15 protein-coding genes and 1 tRNA gene are annotated in these 13947 nt (G+C 54.9%); 8 read left to right on the top strand and 8 right to left on the bottom strand.

The window, feature by feature from the left end; translation table 11 throughout:
- Positions 1–72: 72 nt before the first annotated feature.
- Positions 73–801: a hypothetical protein gene (locus SACSAC_RS04800; RefSeq protein ID WP_037283989.1), complete on the bottom strand. Its 729-nt coding sequence runs from the start codon at positions 799–801 to the stop codon at positions 73–75.
- 171 nt (positions 802–972) lie between these two features.
- On the opposite strand from SACSAC_RS04800, the gene SACSAC_RS04795 reads away from it, so the two are divergent.
- Positions 973–1764 (top strand): DUF3891 family protein, encoded by a 792-nt coding sequence (locus SACSAC_RS04795; RefSeq protein ID WP_037283987.1) that lies wholly within the window; start codon positions 973–975, stop codon positions 1762–1764.
- An 81-nt stretch (positions 1765–1845) separates the two neighbouring features.
- Here SACSAC_RS04795 and SACSAC_RS26795 read toward each other — a convergent pair whose 3' ends face one another.
- From SACSAC_RS26795 to SACSAC_RS04775, 4 genes are all read right to left on the bottom strand, one after another.
- Positions 1846–2427, bottom strand: a complete 582-nt coding sequence (locus tag SACSAC_RS26795; protein WP_051506869.1) for a stalk domain-containing protein — start codon at positions 2425–2427, stop codon at positions 1846–1848.
- Between the two features lie 66 nt (positions 2428–2493).
- The gene (locus SACSAC_RS04785) at positions 2494–3432 is read right to left on the bottom strand and encodes a WYL domain-containing protein (RefSeq protein ID WP_084777910.1); all 939 of its coding nucleotides are present in this window, start codon (positions 3430–3432) and stop codon (positions 2494–2496) included.
- Positions 3425–4711 (bottom strand): helix-turn-helix transcriptional regulator, encoded by a 1287-nt coding sequence (locus SACSAC_RS04780; protein WP_037283985.1) that lies wholly within the window; start codon positions 4709–4711, stop codon positions 3425–3427. Before SACSAC_RS04780 ends, SACSAC_RS04785 begins: the two co-directional genes overlap by 8 nt.
- 171 nt (positions 4712–4882) lie before the next feature.
- A complete protein-coding gene (locus SACSAC_RS04775; protein WP_037283982.1) occupies positions 4883–5263 on the bottom strand; it encodes a hypothetical protein in 381 nt (126 codons plus the stop codon).
- Between the two features lie 237 nt (positions 5264–5500).
- Here SACSAC_RS04775 and SACSAC_RS04770 point away from each other — a divergent pair.
- The 7 genes from SACSAC_RS04770 to SACSAC_RS04735 all read left to right on the top strand — a co-directional run bounded on the left by SACSAC_RS04770 (position 5501) and on the right by SACSAC_RS04735 (position 11469).
- A tRNA-OTHER gene (locus tag SACSAC_RS04770) sits at positions 5501–5558 on the top strand.
- 349 nt (positions 5559–5907) lie between these two features.
- A complete protein-coding gene (locus SACSAC_RS04760; protein ID WP_037283976.1) occupies positions 5908–7431 on the top strand; it encodes a TROVE domain-containing protein in 1524 nt (507 codons plus the stop codon).
- Positions 7428–8654, top strand: a complete 1227-nt coding sequence (locus SACSAC_RS04755; RefSeq protein ID WP_037283973.1) for an RtcB family protein — start codon at positions 7428–7430, stop codon at positions 8652–8654. The genes SACSAC_RS04760 and SACSAC_RS04755 overlap by 4 nt, the downstream gene beginning before the upstream one ends.
- Positions 8655–8762: 108 nt before the next feature.
- A complete protein-coding gene (locus tag SACSAC_RS04750; protein ID WP_037283970.1) occupies positions 8763–9074 on the top strand; it encodes a hypothetical protein in 312 nt (103 codons plus the stop codon).
- Positions 9058–9759 carry an RNA 2'-phosphotransferase gene (locus tag SACSAC_RS04745; RefSeq protein ID WP_084777909.1) on the top strand — a complete coding sequence of 234 codons (702 nt, stop codon included), beginning with the start codon at positions 9058–9060 and terminating at the stop codon, positions 9757–9759. The genes SACSAC_RS04750 and SACSAC_RS04745 overlap by 17 nt, the downstream gene beginning before the upstream one ends.
- 59 nt (positions 9760–9818) lie before the next feature.
- Positions 9819–10616 carry a TatD family hydrolase gene (locus tag SACSAC_RS04740; RefSeq protein WP_037283967.1) on the top strand — a complete coding sequence of 266 codons (798 nt, stop codon included), beginning with the start codon at positions 9819–9821 and terminating at the stop codon, positions 10614–10616.
- Positions 10617–10836: 220 nt separating this feature from the next.
- The gene (locus tag SACSAC_RS04735) at positions 10837–11469 is read left to right on the top strand and encodes a P-loop nucleotide/nucleoside kinase family protein (protein WP_037283964.1); all 633 of its coding nucleotides are present in this window, start codon (positions 10837–10839) and stop codon (positions 11467–11469) included.
- 216 nt (positions 11470–11685) lie between these two features.
- On the opposite strand, the gene SACSAC_RS04730 is transcribed toward SACSAC_RS04735, so the two are convergent.
- The 3 genes from SACSAC_RS04730 to SACSAC_RS04720 all read right to left on the bottom strand — a co-directional run bounded on the left by SACSAC_RS04730 (position 11686) and on the right by SACSAC_RS04720 (position 13753).
- A complete protein-coding gene (locus SACSAC_RS04730) occupies positions 11686–11943 on the bottom strand; it encodes a hypothetical protein (protein WP_037283961.1) in 258 nt (85 codons plus the stop codon).
- Positions 11936–12955, bottom strand: a complete 1020-nt coding sequence (locus SACSAC_RS26790) for an exonuclease domain-containing protein (protein ID WP_051506868.1) — start codon at positions 12953–12955, stop codon at positions 11936–11938. Before SACSAC_RS26790 ends, SACSAC_RS04730 begins: the two co-directional genes overlap by 8 nt.
- A gap of 153 nt (positions 12956–13108) precedes the next feature.
- Positions 13109–13753, bottom strand: coding sequence for an NAD(P)-dependent oxidoreductase (locus SACSAC_RS04720; RefSeq protein WP_037283958.1), 645 nt, complete (start codon positions 13751–13753; stop codon positions 13109–13111).
- Between the last annotated feature and the right edge of the window lie 194 nt (positions 13754–13947).

Below are 13947 nucleotides of genomic sequence, written 5' to 3'. Positions count from 1 at the left end.
AATAAGGAAGAGGGAATAGATCAAATCGGGTAAATCGGGAAGAAATAAATAAAGACGGGGTTATCCCGTCTTTTAATTGCCCCATACGCGTTCGCGTTTGCCGTCGTTCATGGTTAACTTCAGTGTTTCGGTATCAAGTGCGTGTCTCCAGCTCATGTTGCTTGTGATATCGGCTAGTTCGGGGATCGGTTCGGTAAAATGAGCTCCGATGACTTCGATGCTGCGCGTATCGATGTGCGTATCTTGGAGCGGGACGTCGATTGTGTATGTGCCTCGCGGAGATAGCTCGATATCGAACGTGATTGTGGATTTTAGATCGATCGGTTGGCTGCCGCGGTTGGTGACGACAAAGTTACAATTGCCTGTTGCTACGCCTTTTTCAAGGTTAACGCTGCAAGCGGCTTGTTCCTGATCGACGGCTACGGCATACACGCCTGGCGGAATGGTGGCCTGATAGCCGAGTAGTGCGGATTTTCCGAGCATGGGCAGCAGCCATAGCAAAGCCAGACAGAAAATGATTCGGTGACGGTTGAGCGAGTCCCAGATCAGATACAAAGCGCGAAACGCAAAGCCGATGAAGATGAAGTTAGCGTACATGATACTGCCGTTTCCCGGGATCGGAATCGTTAGGGGTAAACGGATCAGGAGCAGTGCCTCCTCGTACAACGGTCTGACGCCGGGATATCGGATCGATAGAAGCGTCAGGATGCCGGTTAGGATCATGGCTTTTCGGAAACGCTTGGGATCGCGAATCCACGGCGTTGCTTTGGGAGACGTGCGGGCGGTAGATTCCAGGTTCATATCAGGTCTCCTTTCTCAATAGTCATTGCAGTTTATAAACGTTCGGGCTAAGCTATTCGTTACGGTCAACTTGCAATTCGGGTAATAGGGATTATAGCCACAGAAAAAGCAATGCGGCGTAAGATCAGTAGGTTTTCACCCGCCGCGCCGATCAGAATGGGGGATTTGTCGATGATTATACGCGAAACGAAAGATTCGTTCGTACTTGTCCAACAGCATGACCACGCCGCGTTTTCAGGAGAAGCCGCGGCTCGGTTTCAGGATCGTTTTTATATGATGGAGAGGGTCGAGGAATCACCGGGCATGCCCGCGGTCACGAAGGAAGCGATCGTGCTCGGCGTAACGGAGCATGACCGGGGTTGGATTCGTCCCGACGATACGCCGATCTGGGACGACCATCTGCATGCGCCGTATTCGTTCAACGAGTACCCGCTGCTGCCGAAGGTCACTTTTTATCGTATGGGAATCGACGAATTGGAAGAGATGCATCCGTATGCCGCGCTGCTAAGCAGTCTGTATTACAGCGTGTTCGAAGATTTGCAGACGTCGGAGCGCGAAGATTGCGTGGCGTTCGTGCATAACGAGGAAGAACGCCAACAGCGAATCAGTCAAAAATATACCGGCGTGCAACAGGAGACGTTGGTGCTCCACCGCCAGATTTTGCAGACCTGTGACGGGTTGTCGCTGTATGTCTGCCTCAATGCGCCGGGGATCGATAAGGAAGAGGAACATCCTTGGTTCAAAGACGGCGTACCGGGCTCTGAGCCGTTCGGGGGTGGCGGCTTGGTGCAGCTGAGCTGGATCGACGAGAAGACGGTCAAGGCCGATCCTTCGCCGTTTGACGGCGAGTTTGTCGGGATGCTGCGCGAGAAGCATGTGCCGAAAGCGCGGATTCGCGAAGTCGGGATTGCGCAGGCTTACGAAGAGACAGAGTGGACGGAGCGGGAGATTAAGTTCGTTTGATCTCTAAGGTGAAAATTCGAAAAGGACGCCGTGCGCGAAATTTGCGCAGGCGTCCTTTTTTCATACTCGTTTATGTTCCAATCACTTATCTTCGAACGTCACATAAATCATCACGTCCGAGCTGCGGATCACCGGGAGGGTCTCCGCGTATTGAATGCCCAAGAAATCCAGCTTCTTGCCCCAGGCCGCGCGCTCCGCGTCATCGAACGCGTCGCCGTAACGATCCAGCACATATGTCAGCGTATAGAGATCGATCAGCGCTTTGCCGTTCTCCATCTTCGACCAAGTGGCTGGGAGCACGACTTCTCCTTTTTTGGCTATAATCTTTTTACCGGAAAAATTCAGAATCGCCGTGCGCCCTTCGTTTGCGATCAAGACGGTCTTGGCTGCCGCGTTCCAACGGATAGCTTCAACCTGACCGCCGAACAGGTCTTTGACCGGGACGTAGCGACTGTCGTAAAACGTGCCCGTTTGCGCTTCTTCCGGCGTGAAGTCGCTCCCCAGCCGATGCAGCCAAATGCCGTCGATGTCCGTGAAGTAGGCGATTTCGGCGCGCGTTCGCAGCGAAGGTTCGGCGTGAGCATCGGGATAAGGCAGAATGCTCAGCAGAAGCGCCGAAGCGATAGCGGCAAGCAACGATTTTTTGATCCAAGAAACGTTCATCCGCAAGCTCCTTTCGTGATGGATCTACAACATATGAACGCATGGACTTCCGATCTTGTTCGGTGATCAGCCCGGAATTTTCGTTCGAGCGATGATATCGGCAGCGTTTTTCGAGTTCGAAGATTGCTCCGCCTTTTGCGCATCCGCCGAGCCTTCGGCTGCTTTGCTTTGATCGCTGTCCGAAGTTTCGACCGCGTTCGCTCCTTCCACTCCATACAGCGCCAACGCCTTCCTCGCCGTTTCCCGCATCCGGTATTTCAGGTAATTTCCCTCCACGACGCGGACCCGCTTGCCCAGAAAACGCAGCTTGGTCAGCACGAATTGGCCTTCGCTATCGGTAAACGTCAGGTGAATCCGGTAGGTCCGTTCTTCCTCGTCGAACTCGACCTTTTTATCGAAGCAGGAAAAAGCATGCAGAATCCGCGTCAGTTCGGCGTTAAACGTGCGGATCACCTCGACGACGGCTTCGTGCCGCGGCGCTTCGAACAGCTTCTGCGCGCGAACCGTTTGTTCTTCGTAAGAGGTACGGGATACGCGCGACTGCTCCACCGACACGATATGGCACAGCCGCGTATGCAGGATCGAGCGCGTCGACGAATTGTACCAGTGCAGATACCATTCGCGTTTGACCATCGAATACTCCAGCTTGTACGGAATGCCCGGCTGAGGCTCGTTGAGCTTTCCTTTCTTGGTGCGGCATTGGATGGTCATTCCTTGACGGTTGCGCAGGATGCGGCGGATCGGAGACAGCAGCGGATGGACGATTTGGGTTTCAAGGCTGCCCGCTTTTTGCTCCAGTCCGTCCAGCAGATTCGAGATTTCGTCGTCCAGCACGCACTCTTGCAGTTTGGCGATCGTGCGCGGCTCCAGAGCTTCGTGCGCCGCCGGATGCTCCAGCATCGACTTCAGCCAGGAGCGTTCTTGCGACGTGAGCGTGTAGACGCCCGTTTCTTCAAGCCGCGAGGAGAGCTGGTAGTTGAATATTTTTTCGAAAGGATTATTCATAATAGTCTCCGATCTCCTTCCATTCGTCGATGAACGACTGTCTCAAATCCGCGGGTGCCAGCACTTCGCAGCTCGACCCGAACCCCCGCAGCCACGGCCGGATTTCCGTTACGCCGTTGACTTGAATCTCATAGATGAAGAAGTCTTCGTTCTCCTCCACGATCTGCCCCCATTGGCCCTGCAGCCGCACGCGTTCCGCGATGAAGTCGGCTTGTCCGCGAGGACGGTAGAACTTGGCGCGTACCGTGACGGTCTCGCCGGTATCGATCAGCCAACTGTGGCGCATTTGTTCGTCGAGCTGCTGCTTTTTGAGCGCGAAATATTCGTCCGGCGCTTCCTGCTCTTCCGCAATATCGATCATGCCCTCCATGCGGAACTTGACGAAACGACCTTTGGCGGCGGCACCGATCAGATACCATCTGCCGTATTGATGATCGTACACGACCTTAAGCGGCAGCGTACTTTCGCGTCGAACCTCCGTTTCGCGGCCGAACAGGGGATTGGTTTCTTTGGCCGAGTAGCTTTTGCGATTTTTCGGCGAAAAGTATTGGAACGAGATGCGTTTGCGCAGATGGATGGTTCGAAGCAGCGTGTACAGATGGGCTTCGTCCAGAATGCGCGCGTCGTAATGATATTTATAGGAAAAAGGCTCCAGTAGACCGTCGTCCCACTCTTCTTCGGGTACGGCGGATTTGAGCGCTTTTTTGAGATTGTCGCGCAGTAGGTATCCTTGAACGGAAGGAATCTGCGTGTTAGCCATGATATCGACGAACTCGTAGAGATCGATCAGTTCTTTTTGGGACAGGCAGTCGGTCAGGTCGTTGTTCAACACATATCGGTATGGACGACCGCCTGGTTCGCGCCGCACGACGCCGATCTCTTCCAGATAACGCAGGTCGGAACGGATCGTTTTCTCGTCCGGCATGGCGGCATCCAGGGGCAGGCGCTCGCAGCAGGCGTCGAGCAGCTCGGCGGCGGTCTGCGGCGTGCCTTTGAGCGCGGTCAGGATGAGCGGCAGGCGGCGGCTTTCCGATTCCTTCATCGACTTGGCGCGGTACAAGAACAGCAGCACCGGCTCGGCCGAATCGGCATATCCGTAGCGGAACAGGTCGGCAAAATCCGCGTCTCCGCTGATCTCGCGCAGTTTGCGGACCGTTTTGTCGAAGGTATGTACCGAGATGCCGAGGCGTCCCGCGAACTGCTGCCGATCATAACCGCCTCCGGTCAGGGCAAGCAGGCGCAGGAACTGGATCTCTTTGTCGAAACTTTCTTTGGCCATAGGTCTTTCCTCCGTTTCTCGTCACTCTCCATTGTAGACAGAGGGAGCGGGTTTGTAAAAATCCGGGTGTTGCAGGTACGGATATTTTAAACGGAAAGGGAGGGTGGGGGAAAGGGCGCAAGTATGGCGAACGGAAGACGTATGGCTTGATCGGCTTCGTGCATGATCTTTTCAGCGCTGCGGGTAAATCAGAACATGATCTTCCCCGTGCTTGAGATAGACACGGTCGACCTTCGAGAAATCGTCGTTTCGGATCGAAATGTCGAAATCGCCGTCGGGATGTTTTTTCGTGACCAATCCGCCTTGCAGCGTGATGTACAGATTGCTGCCGTCCTGTTCGTATTCGCAATCCCGATAGCTCAATGCGCTGGCCACCAGCGTTCCGCTGATTCTCAGAGCATTAGGCGTCAATTCCACCTGATTGAACGCGATTTCGGCTGTCGACAGTTCGGATTCGTTCATGTCCAGCACCGAACGAAAAACCAAAATGCCGCTCAGGATCACGGCGAGAAGAATGGCGGTTGTCCAGGCGAGACGTTTCTTTTTGAACATGGTATACACATCCCTTTATTGAAGATCAAGGTCAAAATTCGAATGATTATTTCTTGAACGCAATCCGATCGAGTTAAGTTACCGCTGTCCAAAAATAATGGATCTTCCCTGCATTTTTGCCGTTTGCCATACTTTCGCCCTGTTGAAGTCCCTCCGGCCATGCGAAGATGAACCCAGGCAAACGAGAGCGGCGAGGCCAAACGGCTTTGAACGTGATCGGAATTGTCCGAGGCGCCAGGAAGGGTTACTTCGACTTTTAATCGGCAGGTCGCCGGTTCGAATCCGGTTTCCGCCATGCGCGGCGGAATAGCTCAGCGGTAGAGCAGCTTGTTCCTTTCCACCTTTTTCTTCGGACATGCCCTAGTACTAACCGAACACGTAACGCCGACGAGGCGCGGGAGAGGGTTCCTTCGACCATAAAAGAGAACCAAAACGGCAGTAAAGGGTTTCGAGCCCCGCGTGACCTTCTCCGTTTTTCTTCGCCGGCGATTCGTGTTCATCTATTCTCTGCTGTTTAAACGCAAGACGTTCATCCATGTCGTCGCGCAAAAACATGAACGTCTCACGTGTGAGCAGCACAACGATCCGTTTCCCTTACCAACAATCCAATATAAGCAGTCCAACATCCGAAGGAGGCCATCGACATGAGTCGTGCCGTGCAACGTTTTACCGAATCCCTGTTCAACGCCGAAGGGTACCGTGCCCATAATCGCAGCTTCGAAGAAGAATACGTGCAGATGCTGCTGACGAACACGCTCGGCAATACCTTTTATGCGGACGCTCACGATCTGCTGGCTCAAGCTGCCGATACGCACGAAGCGATGGTCGAGCTGAACCCGGAATTCATGGCCAAGGCACTGGTGTTCGCGAGAACAAAAGGCTTTATGCGTTTGCAGCCGATTTACGGGTTGGCGGTACTGTCCAAAGCGCGCCCTGACCTATTCCGCAAAGTATTCCTGCACTTAGTTCTGATTCCGCCCGACCTGTCCGACTTCCTGACGATTCTGCGCGGCATGGGACGGGGTCAGGGAGGCCGTGCGGTTAAGCGGCAAATCGCGGCTTTCCTGCAAAAAACGTCGGAATATTGGGCGATCAAATACGGCGGCCACGGTCGGGGGTATAATTTGGGAGACGCGATCGCGACCGCGCATCCGATTCCAACCGACGAACGCCAGCAGGCGCTGTTCCGTTATCTGCGCGGCCATGAGACGACGCTCGAAGGGTTGCCGCAGATCCAAGCCGTCGAACAGTTGAAAAAGGCGAGCAAAGACAAAACGCGCATCCGCCTGATCCGCGAAGGCAAGCTGCCGTACGAGACGGTGACCGGAGCGGTAACGGCGAACAAAAAAATCTGGGAAGCGCTGCTGTACCAGATGCCGATCTTCGCGCTGCTGCGCCATCTAAACACGTTCGAGCGCGAAGGATTGTTCGAGCATCCGCAGCATCTGCGCTACGCGGTCGAGCGTCTGAACGATGCGGCGGCGCTGCGCAAATCGAAGATTTTGCCGCTGCGGTTCGCCACGGCTTACGGTCAGGTGAAACATCCGGTCATCAAGGAAGCATTGGCCGAAGCCGTCGATCTGACCTTCGCCAGCCTGCCGGATCTGCCGGGCCGTACCGCGATTCTGCTCGATATTTCGGGTTCGATGGAAGGCGATTATTTGCGGACGGGTTCCGTTTTCGCTTTGGCTCTGTATAAAAAGACGGGCGGACGCTCGATTTTTCTCACTTTTGACCATGAAGTGCACGACCCGCAGCCTTCGCGAAACGCGAGCATCATGGGACAAGCATCGCGGATCAAAGCCAGAGGCGGAACGGATACGGGCCTGCCGGTGCGGCGTCTGAACGAGCTGCGGGAAAACGTCGACCAGATCATTATCGTGACGGACGAGCAGCAGAACGAAGGCAGTCCTTTTTATACCGAACTTCAGCGTTATCGTTCCAAAATCAACCGCGACGCCAAAGCGTTCATCGTCGATTTGTCGCCGTATCGCGGAGCGATGGTGCCCAAGGAAGACCTGAACACGCATTACGTCTACGGCTGGAGCGATCAGGTGCTGCCTTATATCTCGGCGGCGGCGCGCGGGTTCGATTCCATGAGTGCGCATGTCGCGAGAATGGATTTGGATCGGTTAGCGGACGAAAAAGAAGGGAATGAAACATCATGAGTTACGAAACGATAGATAAGGTAAGGGTATGGGGAAAAGTGGACGAAAGCGCGCTGAAGCAGGCTCAAACCTGCGCATACCATGGGAACGTGGTGCAAGCGCTGCTGATGGCCGATCATCATAAAGGGTACAGCCAGCCGATCGGCGGCGTCCTCGCGTACGAAGGGCAAATTTCCCCGAGCGGCGTCGGTTATGATATCGGCTGCGGCAACAAAGCGGTGCGCACGAACCTGATGGCCGAAGACGTCAAACCGCGCATCAAGTCCGTCATGGATCAGATCGCCCGTAGCGTGGAGTTCGGTGTGGGCCGCGTCAATCAGAAAAAGGTGGATCACGAGCTGTTCGACGATCCCGACTGGTCGGTGTATCGGCAGATCGGCGGCAATGTGCACGACAAGCTGAAAAAGCTGGCGCGCGATCAACTCGGCACAGTCGGCAGCGGCAACCATTACGTCGATATTTTCGAAGAGCCGTCGACGGGGCGGATCTGGATCGGAAACCATTTCGGCAGCCGGGGCTTCGGTCATAAAACGGCGAGCGGGTTCCTGAACGTGGCGGCGGGCCGCGATTTCTTGGGCAAAGCGCCGGGCGAAAGCATGGATCAGCCCCCTGTACTATTCGATCTCGATAGCGAGACGGGCGACATGTACTACCGCGCGATGAAGCTGGCCGGACGTTACGCGTATGCGGGGCGGGATTACGTCATCGAGCAGGTGTTGGGTATTTTGGGCGCGACAAGCGATTTCGAGGTGCACAACCATCACAACTTCGCCTGGAAAGAAAAGCACGAAGGCAAAGACTGCATTGTCGTGCGCAAAGGAGCGACGCCTTCGGCTCCGGGTCAGCTCGGTTTTATCGGAGGCAGCATGGCGGATATTTCGGTGATCGTGCGCGGGAAAAACACGGCGGAGAACGGCGAGTCCTTTTACAGCACGGTGCATGGAGCAGGTCGCATTATGAGCCGAACGCAGGCCGCAGGGAAAATGAATTGGAAAACGCGTGTGCGAATCGGCGGCGAGATTACCGAAGAGCGCATGATGAAAGCGGTCAAGCAGTTCGATGTCGAGCTGAGAGGCGCGGGCACGGACGAGAGTCCTTTTGTATATCGGAAGCTTCAAGAGGTGCTGGACGCGCATTCGGAAACGATCGACGTGCTGCATACCTTGAAGCCGATCGGCGTCGCGATGGCAGGGGCGAACGAGTTTGATCCGTATAAAGATTAAACGGAAGCGGACGAACGCAGCGATACGAAAAAAGCAAAAATGCAGCTCCGGGGAAACAAACGGGGTTGTATTTGCGTTGATATAGATAGCAGGGAGGCGTTCGGGTTCATGGAATCGGACATTCACGAGCTGTACAAATGTCTGGATCGGCTGACCGAACATTTGGACGAAGAATGGGCCGTACTCGCGTTGATTGATTTGTATGCGAAGGCTTCGGCGTGTGCAGGTGCGCACGATCTTACGGATTTCATCCCTATGGCGATTAATGAAAACGCGTCTTCGAACTTGATCGAAGAGCTGCATCGGAAGATCGCTACCGCAAGCGACCCGTGGCTCCGCAATGAGTATGCCAGTTGGCTGCGTATGCCCGGCGTAAGGCAAGAAGAAACGAGGAGAATGACCAATGAGCAAAAACAATAAAAACAAAGGCGGAGGCAATCCTTACCGGGGACAAAGCCGGGAACCGAAGTTGTCGACCGCCGAGCAGGACAAAAAAATCAGCAAGCTGATGTCCATGATGCTGCGGCATTCGCCGGAAGATTTCGGACTGACGCTTGATCCGGAAGACGGATCTTGCGGACTCGACGAGCTATTGGCGGCCGTCCGCAACCGGACCGGCTACGCGGATACGACCGAAGAGGACATTCGCGGCGTGGTGCGTCGTTCGGACAAGCAGCGTTTCGAAATCCTGGAGCCTGTGGACGAAGCGGAAAAGGGAGCATCGGCCGAAAAAGCGCCCGAGCCGCGTATACGCGCCCGTTACGGTCATAGTTTCGGACGCGTGACTTATCCGCAAGGCACGCCGCCGACCGTCCTGTATCACGGCACGGGACGACAGGCGCTGCCTTCTATCGAAGAACACGGGCTGCTGCCCATGGGCCGGGAATACGTACATCTGTCGGCGGAAACGTCTTTTGCCGCATTGGCAGGACGGCGTAAGGGTAAGCTCATCATGCTGCGTATCGATTCCGCGTCGGCAATGAACGAAGGCATTATTTTTTACGATGCGGGCAGCGAAGTTTGGTTGGCTGAATGTATTCCTCCCAACCTGATCCAACTGGACGAGACCTATGAAGACAAGCCGGAGCCGCGCTCGAAGCGTTAAACGAATAAGGCTGGACGTATTCAGGTACAGATCAATGAACAGCAAAAGGAGTGTTGGATATGTCATCTTTGCGACAGACAATCGATATCGGCATCAATCTGATGCACCGCTCGTTCGGTTACGACCGCGAGCAAGTGGTGCAAGCCGCGATTGAAGCGGGGGTATCTCCCATGATTATCACCGGGACGAGCGTGCGGAGCAGCGAAGCGGCCGCCGATTATGCCCGACGTTATCCCGGTCAGCTTTATGCAACCGCAGGCGTGCATCCGCATGACGCGAAAAGCTGCGGCGAACGCACGCTGCAAAGTCTCCGCGACCTGGCAGCAGGAGATGAAGTGGTGGCGATCGGCGAATGCGGACTGGATTACAATCGCGACTTCTCGCCGCGAGACACGCAGCTGGAATGGTTCGCGAAGCAGGTCGAGTTGGCAGAGGAGCTGGAGATGCCGCTGTTCCTGCATGAACGGGACGCCCACGAGGACTTCGCGCGGATCATCCGCCGGATGAAGCCTGCCGAACTTCCGGCCGTGGTGCATTGTTTTACCGGCACGGAAGCGGAACTGCGCGCTTATCTGGATATGGGTCTGCATATCGGGATCACGGGCTGGATCTGCGACGAACGCCGCGGCAAACATCTGCGCGAGCTGGTGCGCCTGATCCCGCCGGATCGGCTCATGATCGAGACGGACGCGCCGTTTTTGACGCCTCGCGATCTGGTGCCAAAGCCGAAAGACGGACGGAACGAGCCCATTTATCTGCCGCATATTGCGCGTGCTGTCGCGGAATGCACGGGCAGAAGCGCAGAATTAGTCATGGAACAGACGACAGAGACGGCGAAAGCTTTTTTCAAACTTTAAAAAATCCGATCGGCTCTAATCAAGTGCAAGGTGAATCCGCGATACAATAGGTAAAAGAATAAACATTTTCTCGACGAACATTAAACATTTCGAAATGAGTATGTTAAAATGAAAATTATCCAATACACATCAATTCGCAGCGCGTATTTCAATATGAAACGCGCTTCTTTATGACAAAAATCAGCCGTGAAGCAGGCAAGTGAAGGGGATGAAAGACGCTATGCGCAAACTGGTATTTTTCGTAGGGGGAGCCGGAAGCGGCAAAACGACGATCGCCAAAGGCATTACGATCAAGGAACATCCGGTCTTTCTGGACATGGACACCGCTTCCCGTCCGGCGAGCGAGAAGATCATGGAGCTGATGGGACATGATCCGCATGACCGAGATTCGGCCGCATACAAGCTGCTGTGCCGCGATTTGGGTTATCGTCTGACGATGGACTCGGCTTTGGAGAACCTGGAACTGGGTTCCGACGTATTCGCGGTCGGCCCGTTCACCAGCGAGATTCGCAACCCGAACTGGATTCATGAAGAACTGGCCAAGATCGGCGCGACCGTGAACGACGTTGAAGTCAAAGTCGTTTACGTCTATCTGGAAGACATGGCTCAGTACAAAAAACGCATTGAAGACCGCGGACATAAAGCCGACGAATGGAAACTGGCGAACTGGGACGAATTCGTGCAGCGCATGCAGCGCACCGAAGTCCAATGGGAGCTACCGGGCCGTTCGGTTCTGTACTTCGACAATTCGCAAGGGACGCTCGAAGAGAACATTATTAGCGTCGAACACTTCATCTACGGCGATCCGGATGCGACGGAAGACGGCGTTCCGGTATCGATCGGCGAAGCCTGATTTCTTGAAGCTGTAAAAGGATGCCAACCGTATGTCCATCGAGCCCAACGTGCTGATGTGTTTGAAAACAAATAATTCACAACCAACGAAGAACCAGGCCCTTTCGAGAAAGGATCTGGTTCTTTTTTTCTATTTGCTTCCTTATATCCATTCTAATCAGGCTTCCCCAAGTCAACACGCGGCCGAAACGAATTCAACCCGCAGCGCCACGCACGACTACGGCTCATCGTCTTCTTCCTGCTGATATAACCGACTCTTGGGCTGTTCTTTTCGGATCTCCGCCGAAATCCGGCGAAACCGCCTGATATTCATCGCGAATGTATACGTGCGAAGCGCCGCAAGCAGCAGCGGCAGCAAAATCCCGAGCGGCGTGTACAACTCGAAGTAGAAAATCGCGGCAATCGCCAGCGCTACGAACACGACGTCGAAAAACATTTTTTGCTGCAAACGCATCTGAAGTTTACGATTATCCATCGCGGCGCTCCTTCGCAACCCGTATGGCGTCGAATTCCAATTCTTCGAGCAGAGGCGTGAAGTCGTCTTCGCACAGGATTTGAATGGTGCTGCCGCCGGCTGCCAGCTTTTCGGCCGACTGCGTCTTGCTGCTGGAGTAGCTGCCCGCTCTGTATTTTGTATAATCGTTGCGCCCCACGACCAGGTAATCCGTTTTCCATTCGACCGAATCCGTGCAGAATGCGCCCAGATTGGCGGTACGTCGCAGCGCTTCTTCGCGCTTGATGCTGCTCATCCGGCCGCTGAATACGATCCGTTTTCCATAGAGCGGGTTGGTTGGGTCAGCATCGCGATTGGATGCGGGAAGCGGCTTTTTTTTGGACGTTGAGGAACCGTTCGCAGCAGCAGAGCTGCCTTGTCCGGCGCGTCCCCGATTGCTTTTCGGAGCCGAAGCCGAGAACGTCACATGCTCGCCATTTTGCGTAATCTGTCCAATGCGATAGCCGTAACGCGCCGCGAGGGCATCGCAATCCGAAGCTTCGCCTTCCGTTGAACAACGCAGCATGATCTTGGCCGACGTTCGCGCATCCTCGATCGCGTCGTGATGCTTGAATGCGCTGAGACCCAGTTGGCTCGCTACGGTATTCAATTTATGATTCGGCATCGTCGGCCAGATCTTGCGCGCCATCAGGAAGGAGCACATGTATTGGATATGAGGCAGTTCCAGACCGTATTCTTCGGCGCTGCGGCGCAATACGCTCATATCGAACGAAGCGTTGTGCGCGACCAGCACGCGGCCTTCGATCCGGCTTCGCATTTCAGGCCAAATCTCAGCAAATGAAGGCGCATCCTCGACCTGATCGGGCGTAATGCCATGCACCGCAATACAAAAATAATCAAAATCATCGTGCGGATTGACGAGCGTGTAATATTCGTCGACGATGCGTCCGCCGCGCACCTCGACCAGGCCTACCGCACAGACGCTTGCCCGTTTGGAGTTGGCCGTTTCGAAGTCGATTGCCACAAAGTCCATGACTCCGATTCCTCCCCTTTTATCGGCGCGGACGCAAACTCGCCGCTTCGAACGGATCTACATGCTTCCGTCCGGAGCGGCATCGGAAAAGATCGGCTTGCGCACGCGCCTAAGTCTATTTGTTTATGGGTACGAGCCGATGCACTAAAATGTTTAGTTTCCGATAAACGGGCAGCGGCGCACATACTCCGCTTCGTCGATCTGGTTGACGAGGAAACGGGCGACGTCTCCGTTATAGATCCGGTTTCCCGTCATTCGATCCGCGTTGGCTTTGATCGCGCAGCCGCCCTGACCTTCCTTGACGACCGGCAGTCGGACGAGTGTCCATTCCACGGAGCTGCTCTGAAGGACGGCCAGTTCGGCCAAGCGATCCTGGGCAAACTGAGGATGCAGGGAACGCAGCATGCGCGAGACTACGCGTCCGCCGATCGACTTATGGTCGCCCTGAAGCTTCAGGGACAACCCGGTAACCCCGATGTAGCGCCGAACTCCGGCTCGTTCCATTTCTTCGAGTACCCGTCGCGTGACGCTGCTGTATAGAGGTTCTTCTTGCGGGGGACGTCCGAAGGTGTTGATCACCGCGGAGCAGCCGTTCAGCAGATCGCGCAGCGAATCGAAGCGCGTCGCGTCGCCTTGAATGACAGAAAGCCGGGCTGCCATTTCCGGCGGCAATTGCATGCTTCTTACGCTGCGCGCGAGCATGCGCACCCGATAGCCCTGTTGCAGCGCGCAGCTGACGACATAACGACCCACGCTGCCGGTTCCGCCGATCACGGCAATGAGCTTGGATTGATTCATGTGACCCTCCATCTATATCGATCCTGAAAATTCAATGAGCAGGCTCTTCGATTGAAGCGACGAGCCTTCTTCTATTATGCGTTTCCGGCGAGATTGTTTCAACTTTGTGTACAGGTTGCTGCAGCAGTGGTCAAGCAAATTTCCACTTTTAAAAATTGCAAATAGAAAGGGTTAGACAAAATTCCAGAAAATAA

Source organism: Saccharibacillus sacchari DSM 19268 (genome assembly GCF_000585395.1).
GTDB lineage: Bacteria > Bacillota > Bacilli > Paenibacillales > Paenibacillaceae > Saccharibacillus > Saccharibacillus sacchari.
Note: the sequence above shows the minus strand (reverse complement) of the source record. Positions and strands in the feature narration are given on the sequence as shown.

Coding starts and splice junctions, on each gene's coding strand:
- SACSAC_RS04800 (WP_037283989.1), bottom strand. CDS start 801: ATGAACCTGGAATCTACCGCCCGCACGTCTCCCAAAGCAACGCCGTGG.
- SACSAC_RS04745 (WP_084777909.1), top strand. CDS start 9,058: ATGAGCAAAAACAATAAAAACAAAGGCGGAGGCAATCCTTACCGGGGA.
- SACSAC_RS04775 (WP_037283982.1), bottom strand. CDS start 5,263: ATGTTCAAAAAGAAACGTCTCGCCTGGACAACCGCCATTCTTCTCGCC.
- SACSAC_RS04755 (WP_037283973.1), top strand. CDS start 7,428: ATGAGTTACGAAACGATAGATAAGGTAAGGGTATGGGGAAAAGTGGAC.
- SACSAC_RS04740 (WP_037283967.1), top strand. CDS start 9,819: ATGTCATCTTTGCGACAGACAATCGATATCGGCATCAATCTGATGCAC.
- SACSAC_RS04730 (WP_037283961.1), bottom strand. CDS start 11,943: ATGGATAATCGTAAACTTCAGATGCGTTTGCAGCAAAAAATGTTTTTC.
- SACSAC_RS04760 (WP_037283976.1), top strand. CDS start 5,908: ATGAGTCGTGCCGTGCAACGTTTTACCGAATCCCTGTTCAACGCCGAA.
- SACSAC_RS26790 (WP_051506868.1), bottom strand. CDS start 12,955: ATGGACTTTGTGGCAATCGACTTCGAAACGGCCAACTCCAAACGGGCA.
- SACSAC_RS04785 (WP_084777910.1), bottom strand. CDS start 3,432: ATGAATAATCCTTTCGAAAAAATATTCAACTACCAGCTCTCCTCGCGG.
- SACSAC_RS04780 (WP_037283985.1), bottom strand. CDS start 4,711: ATGGCCAAAGAAAGTTTCGACAAAGAGATCCAGTTCCTGCGCCTGCTT.
- SACSAC_RS04720 (WP_037283958.1), bottom strand. CDS start 13,753: ATGAATCAATCCAAGCTCATTGCCGTGATCGGCGGAACCGGCAGCGTG.
- SACSAC_RS04795 (WP_037283987.1), top strand. CDS start 973: ATGATTATACGCGAAACGAAAGATTCGTTCGTACTTGTCCAACAGCAT.
- SACSAC_RS26795 (WP_051506869.1), bottom strand. CDS start 2,427: ATGAACGTTTCTTGGATCAAAAAATCGTTGCTTGCCGCTATCGCTTCG.
- SACSAC_RS04750 (WP_037283970.1), top strand. CDS start 8,763: ATGGAATCGGACATTCACGAGCTGTACAAATGTCTGGATCGGCTGACC.
- SACSAC_RS04735 (WP_037283964.1), top strand. CDS start 10,837: ATGCGCAAACTGGTATTTTTCGTAGGGGGAGCCGGAAGCGGCAAAACG.